The organism is Arthrobacter sp. Bz4 (assembly GCF_003075455.1).
In the GTDB taxonomy this organism is placed as follows: domain Bacteria; phylum Actinomycetota; class Actinomycetes; order Actinomycetales; family Micrococcaceae; genus Arthrobacter_D.
Genome location: NZ_QDAE01000002.1, coordinates 256,098 through 271,926, shown reverse-complemented (window position 1 = coordinate 271,926; position 15,829 = coordinate 256,098). Strand labels below are relative to the sequence as shown.

Genomic DNA, 15,829 nt, shown 5'->3' with positions numbered 1-15,829 from the left:
TCGAGAACAGCAGAAACAAGCATAACGGAGCATCACTGAAATCACCTAAACGCCCCGCCTGATCCCTCTGCCCAGAGCCGATACATCAAGCAACTACGCCACTACGGCCCGAGGAATCGTTATCACTTAGTGGTCTATCCGGGCACGTGATTAAGGCCTTTTAGAGAGGTCCCCAGTAGTATCGAACTGATCGCGTCGTACGTTGACCATGCCTTCGCACCCGACAAAGGCCGTGGATCGCTGTACCGACAAACTATTCAATCGAAGGGTGAGGAGGCAACAAGTGGGTATTTTGGACAACGTGGAACGCGGATTGGAGAAGATTGTCCGCGGCGCCTTCTCAACCGGATCCCGGTCCCAGGTTCAGCCCGTCGAAATTGCTAGCGCCCTGCGTCGCGAATTGGACAACAAGTCCATCACCCTCGCCGAGGGCAGGACCCTGGCCCCGAATGTCTTCACAGCGCGGCTGTCAGACTCGGACTTCGTCTTGGCCCAGGAATGGGGATCAACGCTTGCTGAAGAGCTATGCGACGTGGTGATCAAACACGTCAACAGCCAGAGCTACACACTTCGAGGTCCCGTCAAAGTCTCATTCACCAGGGATGAAGAGCTCAAGGCTGGGGTCTTCGAGATTGATTCCTCAACCGAGAAACAAGCGGGTCCCAAACGGTCCGCAACCCCCAACGCGCCCAGCCGCCAACCAACCCGGGTGCAACCTGTGCTGGACCTGGACGGTCAGCGCTATTCACTCAATGCAGGGTCAATCATTCTCGGTCGCTCATCCGAGGCTGACATCCTCGTCGATGACACCGGAGTGTCACGGAAACACCTCGAAATTCGCACACAGGGTGGCACCACCCAGGCAGTGGACCTCGGATCCACCAACGGCAGCTACGTGAACGGTCAACGCGTCCAGGGCCAGATCGACCTCACTGACGGGTCGATCATCACCATGGGCCGCACCCGCATGACCTTTCGACTCATCTCGCTACCGAACGGCGGCCGCTAGGAATGAGTGACCTGAGCGAACTGACTCTCACCGTGCTGCGGTATGGCTTCCTGATCCTGATCTGGATCCTGGTAATTAGTGTAGTGAGCGCCCTGCGCCGAGACCTGGTGGTCGGTAGCAAAAACCGGCTGGGGACCCCTTCTGCCCGTCAAGCGCGAAAGCACCCCGAACTCGTCGAGGAGGCACCAGCGCGCGTTACCGCACGCACCCTCGTGGTCACCGAAGGGCCTCTGAAGGGCACCACACTGGATCTCGCGTCCAGCCCCATCCTGCTGGGCCGGGCCCAGGAAGCAACCCTCGTGCTTGAGGACGATTACGCCTCTGGCCGACACGCGCGTCTCTTTCCCCAGGGAAGCCGCTGGTTCATTGAGGACCTCGGGTCCACCAACGGCACGTTCCTTGCAGGCAGTCAGCTGACCCGCGCGTTGCCGGTTGATCTGGGTGTTCCCGTCCGGATCGGTAAGACGGTCATCGAATTGAGGTCATAGCGTTGGCCTACATCATGCGTTTCGCGGCCCGTTCAGACGTAGGGATGGTCCGCGTCAAGAATGATGATTCTGCCTACGTGGGTCGCTATCTGGCCGTTGTCGCCGACGGTATGGGCGGCCACGCTGGTGGGAACGTTGCTTCCGCCTCAACAGTGCTGGATCTGGTTCATCTGGACCGAAAAGATTACGACGACGGTGATGCCGCCAACCAGCTAGCCGATGAGATTCAGACCGCAAACACCCTGCTGTCCGAACTGGTGAACGCCAACCCACAGCTGGCAGGGATGGGCACCACCGTTACTGCCCTCCTATTGAATGGAAATAGACTCGAATTCGCGCACATTGGCGACTCCCGGGCCTACCGGCTCAAGAACGACGTCTTTGAGCAGATCAGCGTCGATCACACGTTCGTGCAACGGCTCATTGATGAAGGCCGGTTGAAGCCAGAAGAAGCCGATGTCCACCCGCACAAAAACGTGCTGATGCGGGTCCTCGGCGACGTCGACGCCAGCCCTGAACTCGATCTTGATTCCTTCGAAGTCGCCGCTGGAGAACGCTGGCTCCTCTGCTCCGATGGACTGAACGCCGTCCTCGGCGATGAGCTTATCGAGCGCATCGTGCGTGAAACCCCAGACCTACGGGCCACCGTCGACACCCTCGTCGATCTGACACTGGCCGGTGGGTCCCCGGACAACGTGACCATTGCGGTCGTCGAAATAGCCGAGGCGACCCCCGAGGACCTACGGACGGCCGCCCTGACAACCCTGCCGCCTGCCAAAGAGGCGGCCGGCGAAAAAGGCGACGACAAGCCAACCGGCGATCAGCTGCCGGGGAGCGCTATCCGCGCCGACGTTATCCGACAGGACCTTTCTTCCCGACCGCACATGCTGGTCGGCTCTGCGGCGCTAGCAACCGAGACCGGTCAAATCCCGATCGTTACGCAGCGGACCACCGAACGCCGGGCCGCGATGATGCTTACCCATAAAGCTGCACTCGATGCCGAGTTGTACGACAACGACGCCGACGCCGAGGAACCTGCCAGTGCCCGGAAACGATGGTTGATCCCCGCGTTTCTGGGGCTGATGGCACTCATTCTCGTTGCGGTGCTGTGGTTCGGATACGCCTGGACCCAGACTCGCTACTACGTCGCCGAGTACGAGGACAACGTGGCAATCTTCAACGGTGTCTCCCAGACGATCGGGCCGGTGACACTAAGTCACCTCGATCAAACCACTGACATTCCGGTGTCCAACCTTCCCGAATACCAGCGCGCCCGGGTAGAAAGTTCGCTACCTGCCACCGACCTTGAACATGCCCAGCGTATTGTCGAGGATCTGCGCGGCGACCTGCGTGCCGTCGCCTGCCCGCCAGGGAATGAGACCCCGTCGCCGTCCCCATCGCCGTCCGCCTCACCCTCGGGTTCCGCCGACCCCGCAGCAGAACCAACCAGCAGCCCCAGTCCCGAGAGCAGCGCCCAAGCCGCCCCCGGTGATGCCCAGGGTTGCCGAGACGAGTCATCATGAGCGACGTCCTTACCGTTTCAAAGTCACGCCGTAACGTGGAAGCGCTGCTACTCGTGATCGCCCTCGGGGTGGCAATCAGCGCCAACCTTATTGTCGGCCTCGATAAAGAAAACCCGCTGGACTCCGCCTTCTGGACCCAGAGCGGCATCCTCGCGGCACTGGCCCTCGCCTTTCACATTGTTCTGCGCTTCAGGGCTAAATATGCCGATCCGGTAATACTTCCTATCGTGATTGCCTTGAACGGCATCGGTCTGGCCATGATCTACCGGATTGACCTTGCCAATGACACCACCGTCGCTGAGAGCCAGTTTTTATGGACTTCAGTCGCCATGGCCGCATCTATCGCCGTGTTATTGGTGTTCAAAGACCACCGGATGCTTCGGCGCTTCACCTACATCTCGTTGATCGCGAGTGCGGTCCTTCTGCTGCTGCCCCTGTCACCGCTCGGACTTGAAATCAATGGTGCGCGGATCTGGATCAACGTTGGGTTTGGAACCTTCCAACCCGGAGAGATCGCCAAGATTACGCTCGCCATCTTCTTCGCTGGGTATCTTTCCACCAACCGTGACCTGATTCTTCTGGCAGGGAAAAAGGTGGGGCCGCTGCAGCTTCCCCGCTTCAAAGACCTCGCCCCCATGGTGGTGGCCTGGCTGGTCAGCATCGGGGTCCTGATCTTCCAGCGTGATCTCGGCTCCTCCGTCCTGTTCTTCGGCCTGTTCATGGTCATGATTTACGTTGCCACCAGTCGAATCAGCTGGGTCCTGATCGGCCTGCTGATGATTGCAGCCGGCGGGTTCGCTGCAATCCAGTTGTTCAGCCACGTCTCGCTGCGCATTGATAGCTGGATCAATGCGTTTGATCCAGACGTATTCAACCGCCAGGCGGGGAGTAGCTTCCAGGTTGTCCAAGGTCTGTTTGGGCTCGCCAACGGTGGACTCTTTGGGACAGGTCTCGGTGAGGGCCGTCCCGATCTGGTGATCTATGCCAACAGCGACATGATCATCGCCGCACTTGGCGAGGAGCTCGGACTGATCGGCCTTTTCGGCATCATCATGCTCTTCGTGCTGCTGGTATCTCGAGGCATCCGCACGGCTCTGGGCACCCGGGACGGATTCGGCAAGCTCCTGGCCTGTGGTTTGTCCTTCACGATCGCTCTTCAGTGCTTCGTTGTCATGGGTGGAGTCACCCGGCTTATCCCACTTACCGGTCTGACGACACCGTTCATGTCGGCTGGTGGATCATCGCTGCTTGCAAACTGGATTATCGTCGCGATCCTTCTACTCATTTCTGAGTCCGCGCGCCGCCCAGCTGTCACAGGGCCCATGAAGGATTCCTTTCCTGACCGACAGGACTTCCGCGCCGGGAACTTGACTAGCGGATCGAAGGAGGTCAGCGCGTGAACCAGGCAATACGAAGCTCATGGCTGGTAGCCCTCGCCATGTTCACCTTGGTTCTGGGGGCTCTGACGTTCGTCCAGTTCTTCGAGGCTGAGGCCTTGGCGGACAACGACTGGAACAACCGGTCACTCCTCCAGGATTTTGGAAAGAATCGTGGATCTATCCTTGTGGACGGGCGGGCGATAGCGGAGTCGGTCCCGTCCGATGACGAGTTCAACTATCAGCGGGTCTACAACGAACCGAACCTTTACGCCCACCTGACCGGGTTCTACTCTCTGGCCAACGGTGCCACCCAGTTGGAAAGCGTGATGGCCGATGAGCTTTCCGGCGCAAGTGACGACTTGTTCTATGACCGTATTGTTCAGTTGTTCTCCGGTGCCCAGGTTAAGGGCGCGTCGGTCGAGTTGACTATCGATCCAGAGATCCAGCAGCTCGCCTGGGATTTGATTCCCGACGGTCAGCAAGGGTCGATCGTTGTCATGGAACCCGGCACCGGCAACGTCCTTGCCATGGTCTCCAAGCCGTCCTACGACCCGAACCTGCTTGCAGGCCATGACACGGGTGTGGTGATGGAAAACCTCGAGGAACTCTCGTCGGTTCCCGGACTGTCGCCGTATTTCAACCCAGCCACGCAGTCACTGGTTGCGCCCGGTTCGGTCTTCAAGCTTGTGGTAGCAGCCGCGGCACTTGAGTCAGGCGACTTTGACGCAGATTCAGAAATACCCAACCCGGCGGTCCTCGACCTGCCCGGCACGGACGCTGGCCTTCCCAACTTCATCAACGGAGGCTGCGCTGCCCGGGCAACTGCTGACCTGGAATTCGCGCTTGAGCAATCCTGTAATACGCCGTTCGCGCAGATTGCCTGGGAATTGGGCGAAGAAACAGTCCTGGAGCAGGCGCAGGACTTCGGCTTCGGGGAGAAGTTCTTCGTCCCGGTTGAGGTTGCCGCAAGCCAGTTCCCTGCAGAGCTCAGCCAGCCAGCACTCGCCCAGTCAGCAATCGGCCAGTTCGATGTGAGGGTCACTCCGCTGCAAATGGCCATGGTGAACGCCGCCATTGCCAATGACGGGGTCCTCATGAAGCCCAATTTGGTGAAGGCCCTGCGCGCCCCCGATCTTGAGCGGATCAGCGCATCCGAACCCGAAGTACTGAGGGAATCAATGAGCGCTGACTCCGCGAACCAGCTCACCGAATGGATGGTGAACGTCGTCAACAACGGCACGGCGCGGGCAGCGGCTATTCCAGGGGTGGAAGTGGCGGGCAAAACCGGCACGGCCGAGGTTTCAGGCCAGGGCGACAACGCCTGGTTCACTGGTTTCGCACCAGCGGACGACCCGCAGGTGGTGGTATCGATCGTGATGCAGAACGTCGACATAGCGACGGGTGCACAACTAACAAGTCCAAGCGCTAGGCAATTGATAGAGGCGGTGTTGAATAAGTGAGACCTACATCAGGTATCACCTTAGGCGGACGGTTTAAGCTCACCGACCGGATTGCCATTGGCGGAATGGGCGAGGTCTGGAAGGCAATGGACCAGGTCCTGGGCCGGGAAGTTGCGATCAAGATCCTCAAAGAGGAATACACGGGTGACCCTAATTTCCTGGACCGTTTCCGCGCTGAGGCTCGACACACTGCGCTACTGAACCACGATGGCATTGCCAATGTCTTCGACTACGGCGAGGAAGGCGGCTCGGCCTATCTGGTCATGGAGTTGGTCCCCGGCCAGCCCTTGTCCACCATCATCGAACGCGAACAGGTCCTCTCACCGGACCGGGCGCTGTCCATCGTTGGCCAGACTGCCACGGCGCTGTCGGTGGCACACCGTCAGGGTTTGGTTCACCGCGACGTAAAGCCCGGCAACCTGCTGATCCTCCCTGACGGTCGGGTCAAAATCACCGACTTTGGTATCGCCCGTCTCGCTGATCAGGTTCCACTGACCGCCACCGGACAGGTCATGGGCACCGCCCAATACCTTGCCCCTGAACAGGCCACAGGCCAGGCTGCCACCGGCTCCAGCGACATCTATGCCCTGGGCGTGATTGGTTACGAGCTACTCGCTGGCCGCCGTCCGTTCTCCGGGGAATCCCAGATCGCTATTGCACTGGCCCAGGTCAATGACGCCCCACCGCCACTCCCCGAAACCATCCCTACCCCGGTCCGCGCGCTCATAGCCTCGATGCTCGCCAAGGACCCGGCCGATCGCCCCGCCGATGCCGAGTTGCTGGCACAGGCGGTAGCCGCCATCCGCAGGATGACATCCGTGCTGCTGAAGCCGCGGTCCCAGGCATGCTCCTATTCGGCAACAGCACCGGACCGATCACCGCACCAGTCCCGGCTCCGGAAACTTCGGCTACGACGGTAGTGCCGACGTCGACGTCGTCGATGCCGATGGTCGGCGCCGCTGCTGCGGGGAACGACGACGTTGCAGCGTCCCGCGAATGGCACGAAGAGGAGATCGACCGGGGCGAGCCGGTACCAGAGTCTCGCGGCAGGAGCCCCTGGCTGATTCCGTTGATTCTCCTGTTTTTGTTGGTAGGACTTGGCGTCGGGTTGTTTTTCCTCTGGCCCGTTCTGACCGGGGCTGACGACGACCCCAGTACCCCCCCGGCCACCACTACGACCACAACCTCGCCTAGCGCGACACCGTCCGAGACGGAATCGGAAACCCCCTCCGAACCGCCCACGACTGAACCCGTTGAGACCGCAGAGCCTGAAATTGTCATTAGTGCCGCTCAGTTCGAAGGCCGCCCGGTCGATGAAGTGGTTGCCGAACTCGGTGCCCTCGGCCTGGCGGTCTCGACCGAGCAGGAAGAATCCGACATAGCAGAAGGCCTCGTCCTCAGTGTCAGCCCGGTGGGAACCCTTGCGCGTGGTGCAGCAGTGACGGTCACCTCCTCCTCGGGACCGGCGCCGGTTGAGGTGCCATCAGGTCTGGTGGGCTCCACTGAACAGGAAGTCCAGCAAGCCCTGCTCAATGCGGGCCTGCAACCAGCCAATGCTGGACAAGAGGAATCCGAGGAGCCTGCCGGAACTGTGCTGAGAGTGGACCCCAGCGAAGGTTCGGAAGTTGAACCCGGCAGCGCCGTCAACTACGTGGTGTCTTCCGGACCTCCGCAGACCACCCCGCCACCCGAAGAAACCACCAGCCCCCCACCCACCACCGAAGCGCCCTAACGCGCTTCCCTCACTATTCAGATGCAGGCGGAAGGCGGACAAGTGACCACTGACAGGGTCCTGAACGGGCGTTACGAAGTAGGTGAGCTCATTGGCCGTGGAGGGATGGCCGATGTGCACCTCGGTCGTGACATCCGGCTGGGCCGGTCCGTGGCAATCAAACTGTTGCGTCAGGACCTGGCCCGGGACCCTCTGTTCCAGTCCCGTTTCCGTCGGGAAGCACAGGCAGTCGCCGCATTGAACCACCCCACCATCGTGTCCGTCTATGACACCGGCGAAGAAGAAATCGCCGGGCGTTCAGTAGACGACGTGAAGGTCCCGTTCATCGTGATGGAGTACGTTGCGGGACGGACACTTCGCGATCTCATTCGCGCGGGGGAGCTGACCCTCGACCAGTCAGCCGAGCACATGGTGGGCGTGCTGTCGGCACTGGAGTACAGCCACAAGGCGGGTATTGTGCATCGCGATATCAAACCCGCGAACGTGATGATCACGCCGGAGGGAAACGTCAAGGTGATGGACTTCGGTATTGCCCGGGCCATCGCCGACTCCGCTGCCACCATGACCCAAACCCAGGCCGTCATCGGCACCGCCCAGTATCTCTCGCCTGAACAGGCCAGGGGCGAGACCGTTGACGCGCGCAGTGACCTGTACTCGGCTGGATGCCTGATGTACGAACTGTTCACCGCTCGTCCGCCGTTCGTCGGCGACAGCCCGGTTTCAGTGGCGTACCAGCACGTCCGGGAAGTACCCAAACCGGCCAGTCAGTTCAACCCCGAAGTCTCACCGGCACTCGATGCGGTATTGCACCGGGCCCTTGAAAAAGACCGTCAGGACCGTTACCAGGACGCTGTGGCCTTCCGGGTTGCATTGCAGCAGGCCCGCAAGGGTGTTGTTCCTACTACCCAGCCCCAGGAACGCGCCACCGAGGCACTATCGACCCTACCCGCGGCTGCCGTTTCGGCCGCCGGGGCTGAGGGCCCGCAGACCCGCGCCATGGCGAAGGTGCTGGCCGGCGGGTCGATGAGTTCGGGTCCCCTCACGGAAGATCAGCCTCCACTGTCGATTTCTCGGACGTTTAACGCCGACCGCGATGCCGACGAAGACCGCCGTCGTGCGGCCCGGCGGGCGTGGACCACAACATTTTTTATCATCGTGGCACTGGTTCTCGCCGGTGGGACGTTTGTGTTGTTGAACCTCCTTAACTCCGAGCCAGAGGGTCCGGTGCTGCAGGCGGTACCGACCGTCGAGGGCATGACTCAGGATGAGGCAGCCAATGCCATCTTCGCTGCCGACCTGCGCCCACAGTTTGACGAGGATTTCAGCGACTCCGTCGATCCCGGGTTGGTAATCGATTCGGACCCGGGGGCGGGGGAAGAGGTGGAACCCGGCTCAACAGTTAACGTCACCATTTCCGAGGGCCCCTCCGAGGCGATCATTCCCGAGAACATCATTGGCATGACCGAGTCGTCAGCCAGGGATGCGTTATCCTCAGCCGGCCTCAGCGGCGGCGCGGTGACCCAGGAGAACAGCGCAACGGTTCCGGCCGACCGTGTGATCTCCACCAGCCCCGGGGCAGGAGAGTCAGTGCCGATCGGATCCGATATCGACCTGGTGTTATCTACCGGGTTGGTCGAAGTGCCGCGTTTGATCGAATTGACTACGGAAGAAGCGATAGCGCAGTTGGAGGACCCGGCGAAGGGTTTGACCTACCGCATTGAAGAAGTAGAAAACGCCGTTGTGGACCCCGACACTGTCACCAAGCAGAGTGCAGAACCCGGTTCGGTGGTCGCGCCGGGCACGCAAATAGTGATTACCGTAGCCGTTGCTCCCGAACCCGAGGACGACCCGTCAGTAGACCCTGAGCCGACTCCTGCCCCGACGCCGCCGGAAGAGACTGCAGAGCCCTAGCTCAGGACTGTCAACCTTGGCTCTGGACTGCAAAGCCTAGCTTTCCGGGTCGCTGGACCTATTTGGAAATCAGCGGGCTCAGGGTTGACGACTTCTCAGCGGCCCCGACCAGACCCAGTGACTCAAGCCAGTTGCCGAGCATGCGATACCCGCCCTCGGTCAACACGGACTCTGGGTGAAACTGCACCCCACACAGCGGAGCAGTTCGGTGCTCCAACCCCATGATGATGCCGCTTGCCGTGCGCGCTGTGACCACCAGATCTGGTGGAACCACATCGCTGACCGCGGCAAGCGAGTGGTAGCGGGTCGCGGTAAACGGCGACGGCAGCCCCGTAAAGATGCTCCCTGCCTCGTGTTCCACCAGGGATGTCTTGCCGTGCATCAGCTCTGGTGCATGGGTAACGCTGCCACCGAAGGCCTCCGCCAACGCCTGATGCCCCAGACAGACCCCGAGCATCGGTGTCGAACTGGCACCGCACCACTTGATCATCTCGACGCATATCCCGGCATCGGCGGGCGTCCCTGGGCCCGGTGAAATCAGCACACCGTCACGCACCTCCGCGAGAGCGATCGCCTCAGCCAGGGTGACGTCGTCGTTCCTCACCACAGTGGTTTCGGCGCCCAACTCCTGCAGGTAGCCGACCAGGGTGTAAACAAAGCTGTCGTAGTTGTCGATGACCAGAATGCGGGTGGTTTTGCTCATAGCGCTCGTGAAATGCCCGTCGTTGAACTCTTGCGGCCTGTTGTACCTTGATCACCAGCAACGTGCTCCGCTGGTTTGTCCCGCACTGCGCGCAGGCTACCAGTACCCCACCTGGGTGGGGTACTGCACCCCAGCACCGGTTCAGTGGTTAGAATTGTGCGGAACCGTGCTGATGACATTGATCCTTTTTTCAGGATAGCGTGCGTCATCGCCGACTGCCGAGCCCTTGTGAGGGTAAACACTAAGGCGTTGCCACTGTGGCTTCGCCTCTCTAGGAGGACCAGTGCCCGAGTCGAAGTCCCGCAAGAACAGGAAACCGAGTCAGTCCAGCACCGCTGCCTCCGCCGAGCGGAAGCCCAATCCGGTCTGGTACAAACCCGTCATGTTCGGGTTGATGATTCTGGGGTTGCTGTGGATCATCGTCTACTACGTATCCGAGGCACGCTTCCCTATTCCCTCAATCGACTCGTGGAATATCATGATCGGATTCGGCCTGGCGATCATCGGGTTTCTGATGACGACGAAGTGGCACTGACCCACGCTTCCCCACAACCACTTCCCTGACGCGTCCGCACTGGTAGTGGGACAGAGCCAATTTCGGTCCCTGTCCCATAGTTACTGCGGACGCGTTTGCCGTTAAGGCGGACTCGTACACACGTTGTGCACTAAGTTATCCACAGCTGTGGGTAACTTTGCTGGGATCAGGTCTGAAGGTGGACGTTTTCGGCCCCATGCTTATCCACAGCTGTGGAATTACATGTGTGTAAGTTATCCCCGCTGTTGATAAACCTTGTGGACAACTTCTAACCCAGCGGTAGTTGTACGAGTGCCGAGCCGAGAATCGTCAAGGCTACGAGCAGCACAGCCAGACCCGCCAGACCTCCCCAATGGATCAGGGACCGGTTCTTCCCTTTGGGGGCGTAGGCGATGATTGCGGCGGCTGCGGTTCCGGTGAGTAGCCCACCAAGATGCGCCTGCCAGGAGATCCCTGGAACCACGAAGCCCAATACGCCGTTGATGGCGATCAGGACCACGAGTTGACGCACGTCGCCACCTCTGCGGCGCTGGACTATCAACATCGCACCAAACAAGCCGAAGACGGCGCCTGATGCTCCCACCACGGATTGCAGGGGGTTGGAGAGCAGGAGTACTGCCACGGATCCGCCAAACGCGGACAACAGGTAGAGAGCCAGGAAACGGGTACGCCCCAGCAACGGTTCCAGTGCTTGCCCCATGATCCAGAGCGCGTACATGTTGAAAGCGATGTGGAGCAGGAACCCGGTGGAGTGCAGGAACGCGGCCGTCAGCATTCGCCAAGGTTCAGGTGACAGGTATTCGGAGGTATAGAGGGGGGCATAGGCCAGTGCTCCGGTCAGCCCGGGGATGACCATTTGCAGCAGGAAGAGCACCGCGCAGATGCCGATGATTGAAAAGGTGAGAATAGGCTTCCCTTGCCTGGCCACACCGCCGAATATGGTTCGCTGGGTGGGAACGTTCCGCGCACTTTCCCTCACACAGTCAACACACTGAATCCCGACGGCAGCCGGTCGGTGGCACTCCGGGCACGCAGGTCTGCCACATCGCTGGCAGCGGACGTAGCTGACACGGTCTGTGTGTCGGGCGCACACGGGGACTTCCTGCTGCGGCTGGTCCGCCGGGATTCCGTATGTCATTGGTGTTTTAGAGCTGTTCTACCGTGATCGAGTTGATGACAACATCTTCCAGTGGCTTGTCCCGTGCATCGGTGGGAATAGCGTTCAGCTGCTCGACGATGGTGCGCGAAGCTTCGTCGGTGACGTCACCGAAGATGGTGTGCTTACCCTGGAGCCAGGTTGTTGGGACCGAGGTGATGAAGAACTGTGAACCGTTGGTACCGCGGCCACCCTGGATTCCTGCGTTCGCCATGGCCAGCTTGTAGGGCGCAGTGAAATCCAGATCTGGGTTGATCTCATCATCGAACTGGTAACCCGGTCCGCCGATACCCTGACCTAGTGGGTCTCCACCCTGAATCATGAAATCCTTGATGACCCGATGAAAAATCGTCCCGTCGTACAACGGCTTGGTGGATTCCTCGCCGCTCTGCGGGTGGGTCCAGGCCTTTTCACCCGTGGCGAGGCCCGTGAAGTTCTGCACGGTTTTCGGCGCGTGGTTCCCAAAGAGGTTCACCTTGATGTCGCCGAGGTTGGTGTGGATAGTTGCTTGTGCTGTTGCAATAGCTGTCATACCTCCATTCTTTCATGCGCCCTCTGGTAAACCACTGAGATTGAGCTGTTCCGCGCACAGTGAAAAATCGTCGGGGACACCGCGAACGAATAGCACGTCATTGCGATACCCCGTAGGCTGACAGTCAACAGTCACTATTCCCGGGAGGCAGATGTGAAGAAGAACAAACGTATGACCCGCGACCTCGAGAAGAGCGTCGTAACGAGTGCCGAAGCCGCACGGGACTGGGCAGCTCCACGCGTGGATGCCGCCTACAACTGGGTTGCACCACGGATCGAAAAGGGTTACGGATCTGCGTCGCCGATGATCCAGCACGGAGTACAGCGTGCCGCACACGGCATTTCCGACGGTATCTCCACCGTCACCCCACGTATTCAGGACGGCCTGGATAAGGTTGCTCCGCGTATTTCACAGGTGGTTGACACCACCACCCCGCACATCCAGAAGACCCTCGACCGCGCAGCTCCAGCGATCACCGGCGCTCGTGACAAGGTAGTTGGCGATTATTTGCCGACCCTGTCCCACAAACTGGGAGACGCCGCTGACAGCGTGTCCCGTTCCCTGTCCGGCGCAACGATCCCTGAACCGGTGAATCGGGCGGTTACCAAGGTCACCGGAGACAAGAAGACGGTGAAAAAGGCCCAGAAGGCTGCAGCAGCCGCCGCCATGAAAGCCTCGCGCGATCTTAAGAAGCGGCAGAAGAGCGGCAGCAAGGGCTGGCTGATCTTCGGTATCATCGCCGCAGCGATTACCGCTGGCGTTGCCGTCTGGCGGGCTTCCAAGCCGGTCGAGGACCCCTGGAAATCCCCCGTCAAGGTGGATACCAAGCCCGCAGGTGAGGCTGAGCGCGCTGAGGAGGCGAAGAAGGTTGTCGCTGACATCAAGGAGGCCGTCGATCGGGCGGCAGCCAAGGCCGGCAACGCTGCCGACGAGACGTCAGATGCAGCGAAGTCCGCTGGTACAGCAACGACCGGCAAGGTCGCTGATGTAGCAGAAGACGCGAAGGATGCGACCAAATAGTCATTTGGCCTAGCTTGAAAGGAAAGGCGGTTCTTCGGAGCCGCCTTTCTTTTTTTCATTCATGCCGTAACCGGGACCCACGGTGGTAGATTGACGGCCGTGCACCCTCTCCAGAACGCCGTCTCTATCGTCATTCCGGCGTATAACGAGGAAAGTGTCATCAGGCAGTGTTTGATCGCGGCCATCTACCAATCGGTACCAGCCGACGAAATCCTAGTGATCGACAACCGCTCCACCGATGGCACCTGTCGAATTGTGCGGCAGATGCAGTTGGAGTATCCCGAAAGCCCGATCAAGCTTCTTCAGCATTCAGCCGAACAGGGGTTGATACCAACCCGCAATTTCGGATTTGATAGCGCGTCAGGCAACATCATCGGGCGAATTGACGCTGACTCCGTGCTGGAGCCCGACTGGGTGGAGAAGGTCCTTGCGGGCTTCGCTGAGTCCGATGTTGCCGCCGCGACTGGCCCAGTGGTCTATTACGACATGCCGATGCGGCGCTGGGGTTTGCTTGCCGATGACAAGATCCGCCAACTAATCCTCAAGTTGGCCCGTAATCAATACCACTTCCTCTTCGGCTCCAACATGGCTATCCGCCGGACAGCCTGGGAACAGATTCGTGAGTCCACCTGCCGGGACGAGGCGGACGAAATGCACGAGGATATCGACCTTTCGCTCCACCTGGCCGAACACGATCTGGTAATTCGCTACCTGCCGACCATGGTCAGCGGCATGTCGGCGCGTCGACTTGAGGATTCGCCGAAGGATTACCGCTACTACGTGACCCGATTCGATCGCACGTACAAGGCTCACCGCATCAACAAACGAATCCTCAAGGTACCCCCGCTGATTTTCATGTCTATCTACTATCCAGCGAAAATGATCCGTGCTGTTCACTCTGTGCGCGGCCCCAGCCTCCACCGGGGTGGAGCTCCCCAGGCCGCTGGTGAGGGCCCGCAGAGGGGCTAGGTGCCACCCAGCGCGGGCGGTGGAGAGGCCGCGGTTTCCAATGTAGTTCTCTGCCGCGGATTCATTTGCCCGCGGACTACGATAGCCAGGCCCACCAGGATCAGCAGTAACCCGCCATAGGTACCGGCCGGCAGTTGCTCCCCCAGAAAGATTGCCGCAAGCAAGGCTGCCCCAGGGATTTCAAGCAGGATGATCATCGAAACCACCAGCGGGCTCATTACCGCCAGCAAATGATTGAATACCGTGTGACCCATCAGTTGGGCGACCAGCGTGACGGCGAGGATCCCCACCCATGCTGCCGGTGAGAATCCCACTAGTGGCTGCCTGAAGATCAGGCACATAACGAGCAGGATGAGTGCGCACCCTCCGTAACACAGGGTGGTGTAGGTGCCCGTGGACATGGTCTTCCGGGCGCTCGCCCCGGCCATCTGATAAATACCAGCCAGGGCCCCGCCAGCCAGGGCCAAAAGGTCACCGATGATCGCATCCTGGGAGAGGGTCAGATCAAAACCAGTGATGACGACGACGCCGAGCAGCGCCACACTCAGACCCACAACCACCTTGGTAGCCGGCTTCGAACCCTGGATCGCGTTAAAGAGCGCGATCCAGGCCACTTGAAGGCAGACCAGCGCGGTGGCAGCCGCTACGGAGGTCAGTTTCAACGCGGTAATAAAGCAGGCAAAGTGGAGGGCCAAAGCGGTGGCGGCGATCGCGAGCCGCACGAAGTCGGATCGTCGCAGGGCCTTGAACTCATGCCGCTTGGAAAGTGCCGCGGGTCCGCCCATCACCAGCGCACCGATCGCGTTGCGCCAGAAGGCTATCGCCAGTGCCGGGGCCACCGTCGCCGCCATAATAGGTCCGGACGCCGCAACGCCCAACACACCCAGAATGGAGAGGAAGATAATCACCCAGTAACACTAATCCACCCGGTGCAGTTCAGTTAAAAAGAAAGGGTTCCGGCCACTGGCCGGAACCCTTTCCCTCGGTGGAGGCACGGGGACTCGAACCCCGAACCCCCTGCTTGCAAAGCAGGTGCGCTACCAATTGCGCCATGCCCCCGATCGGTTGCCTTGACGGCAACCTCACCAGTATAGCCTAGTCAACCGTGTCGGTTGCCTTACTCCATACCGCTCTGTCCCTTTCGGATTCCTGCCACCTTTTATAGGCGAACGCACTTGCTACAGCTGCTGCAATTACCAACAACTTCTTCACAGTGCTTCTCCTATCGCAGTTACCTGCGGGTGATAGGTCCGTGGGCGTACCAGGACTTGAACCTGGGACCTCTTCGTTATCAGCGAAGCGCTCTAACCGCCTGAGCTATACGCCCCGAAGCCTGTTCGGGCCGAAATACGACTTTACAGGAGTATCTCGGCAATCATCAAATCGTCCGGAAACAGGCGTCCCCCGGCAGG

General features: G+C 60.1%; 14 protein-coding genes, 2 tRNA genes and 1 pseudogene. 10 read left to right on the top strand and 7 right to left on the bottom strand.

What is annotated here, in order from left to right; genetic code table 11:
* The first annotated feature begins 283 nt into the window (after nt 1-283).
* From DDA93_RS03170 to pknB, 7 genes and pseudogenes are all read left to right on the top strand, one after another.
* Entirely contained in the window at nt 284-1,009 is a 726-nt protein-coding gene (locus DDA93_RS03170) for a DUF3662 and FHA domain-containing protein (protein ID WP_019482028.1), read from the top strand.
* An 11-nt stretch (nt 1,010-1,020) separates the two neighbouring features.
* Nucleotides 1,021-1,497 carry an FHA domain-containing protein gene (locus DDA93_RS03165; protein WP_024476979.1) on the top strand — a complete coding sequence of 159 codons (477 nt, stop codon included), beginning with the start codon at nt 1,021-1,023 and terminating at the stop codon, nt 1,495-1,497.
* Nucleotides 1,498-1,541: 44 nt separating this feature from the next.
* Complete coding sequence (locus tag DDA93_RS03160; protein ID WP_116778060.1) at nt 1,542-3,020, top strand: protein phosphatase 2C domain-containing protein; 1,479 nt, start codon at nt 1,542-1,544, stop codon at nt 3,018-3,020.
* Entirely contained in the window at nt 3,017-4,420 is a 1,404-nt protein-coding gene (locus tag DDA93_RS03155; RefSeq protein ID WP_116778040.1) for an FtsW/RodA/SpoVE family cell cycle protein, read from the top strand. Before DDA93_RS03160 ends, DDA93_RS03155 begins: the two co-directional genes overlap by 4 nt.
* Entirely contained in the window at nt 4,417-5,859 is a 1,443-nt protein-coding gene (locus DDA93_RS03150; protein ID WP_116778039.1) for a penicillin-binding protein 2, read from the top strand. The genes DDA93_RS03155 and DDA93_RS03150 overlap by 4 nt, the downstream gene beginning before the upstream one ends.
* Nucleotides 5,856-7,591, top strand: a pseudogene (locus DDA93_RS03145) (protein kinase). The gene DDA93_RS03150 and the pseudogene DDA93_RS03145 overlap by 4 nt, the downstream one beginning before the upstream one ends.
* A gap of 42 nt (nt 7,592-7,633) precedes the next feature.
* Nucleotides 7,634-9,502 (top strand): Stk1 family PASTA domain-containing Ser/Thr kinase, encoded by a 1,869-nt coding sequence (gene pknB / locus DDA93_RS03140; protein WP_116778038.1) that lies wholly within the window; start codon nt 7,634-7,636, stop codon nt 9,500-9,502.
* A gap of 58 nt (nt 9,503-9,560) precedes the next feature.
* Here the strand turns inward: pknB and DDA93_RS03135 are convergent, their stop codons facing one another.
* Entirely contained in the window at nt 9,561-10,205 is a 645-nt protein-coding gene (locus tag DDA93_RS03135) for a gamma-glutamyl-gamma-aminobutyrate hydrolase family protein (protein ID WP_116778037.1), read from the bottom strand.
* A 283-nt stretch (nt 10,206-10,488) separates the two neighbouring features.
* Between DDA93_RS03135 and DDA93_RS03130 the strand changes: the two genes are divergently transcribed.
* Complete coding sequence (locus DDA93_RS03130; RefSeq protein WP_019482037.1) at nt 10,489-10,740, top strand: cell division protein CrgA; 252 nt, start codon at nt 10,489-10,491, stop codon at nt 10,738-10,740.
* A 268-nt stretch (nt 10,741-11,008) separates the two neighbouring features.
* On the opposite strand, the gene DDA93_RS03125 is transcribed toward DDA93_RS03130, so the two are convergent.
* Nucleotides 11,009-11,668 carry a rhomboid family intramembrane serine protease gene (locus DDA93_RS03125; RefSeq protein WP_019482038.1) on the bottom strand — a complete coding sequence of 220 codons (660 nt, stop codon included), beginning with the start codon at nt 11,666-11,668 and terminating at the stop codon, nt 11,009-11,011.
* Between the two features lie 217 nt (nt 11,669-11,885).
* A complete protein-coding gene (locus tag DDA93_RS03120) occupies nt 11,886-12,428 on the bottom strand; it encodes a peptidylprolyl isomerase (protein WP_019482039.1) in 543 nt (180 codons plus the stop codon).
* A 171-nt stretch (nt 12,429-12,599) separates the two neighbouring features.
* On the opposite strand from DDA93_RS03120, the gene DDA93_RS03115 reads away from it, so the two are divergent.
* Together DDA93_RS03115 and DDA93_RS03110 are read left to right on the top strand one after the other, a co-directional pair.
* Entirely contained in the window at nt 12,600-13,448 is an 849-nt protein-coding gene (locus tag DDA93_RS03115; RefSeq protein WP_116778035.1) for a hypothetical protein, read from the top strand.
* A 99-nt stretch (nt 13,449-13,547) separates the two neighbouring features.
* Entirely contained in the window at nt 13,548-14,417 is an 870-nt protein-coding gene (locus DDA93_RS03110; protein ID WP_116778034.1) for a glycosyltransferase family 2 protein, read from the top strand.
* On the opposite strand, the gene DDA93_RS03105 is transcribed toward DDA93_RS03110, so the two are convergent.
* The 4 genes from DDA93_RS03105 to DDA93_RS03095 form a co-directional block, all read right to left on the bottom strand.
* Nucleotides 14,414-15,325 (bottom strand): DMT family transporter, encoded by a 912-nt coding sequence (locus tag DDA93_RS03105; protein WP_019482042.1) that lies wholly within the window; start codon nt 15,323-15,325, stop codon nt 14,414-14,416. The two genes, DDA93_RS03110 and DDA93_RS03105, sit on opposite strands and share 4 nt — an antisense overlap.
* A gap of 78 nt (nt 15,326-15,403) precedes the next feature.
* Nucleotides 15,404-15,476: transfer RNA gene (locus tag DDA93_RS03100), tRNA-Ala, on the bottom strand.
* Between the two features lie 36 nt (nt 15,477-15,512).
* Nucleotides 15,513-15,629, bottom strand: a complete 117-nt coding sequence (locus DDA93_RS16625; protein WP_237715235.1) for a DLW-39 family protein — start codon at nt 15,627-15,629, stop codon at nt 15,513-15,515.
* A gap of 41 nt (nt 15,630-15,670) precedes the next feature.
* Nucleotides 15,671-15,744: transfer RNA gene (locus DDA93_RS03095), tRNA-Ile, on the bottom strand.
* Nucleotides 15,745-15,829 lie beyond the last annotated feature (85 nt).

Excerpts from the sequence above, each read along its gene's own strand:
- DDA93_RS03160 (WP_116778060.1), top strand. The coding sequence starts at position 1,542 with ATGGTCCGCGTCAAGAATGATGATTCTGCCTACGTGGGTCGCTATCTG.
- DDA93_RS03135 (WP_116778037.1), bottom strand. The coding sequence starts at position 10,205 with ATGAGCAAAACCACCCGCATTCTGGTCATCGACAACTACGACAGCTTT.
- DDA93_RS03120 (WP_019482039.1), bottom strand. The coding sequence starts at position 12,428 with ATGACAGCTATTGCAACAGCACAAGCAACTATCCACACCAACCTCGGC.
- DDA93_RS03155 (WP_116778040.1), top strand. The coding sequence starts at position 3,017 with ATGAGCGACGTCCTTACCGTTTCAAAGTCACGCCGTAACGTGGAAGCG.
- DDA93_RS03115 (WP_116778035.1), top strand. The coding sequence starts at position 12,600 with ATGACCCGCGACCTCGAGAAGAGCGTCGTAACGAGTGCCGAAGCCGCA.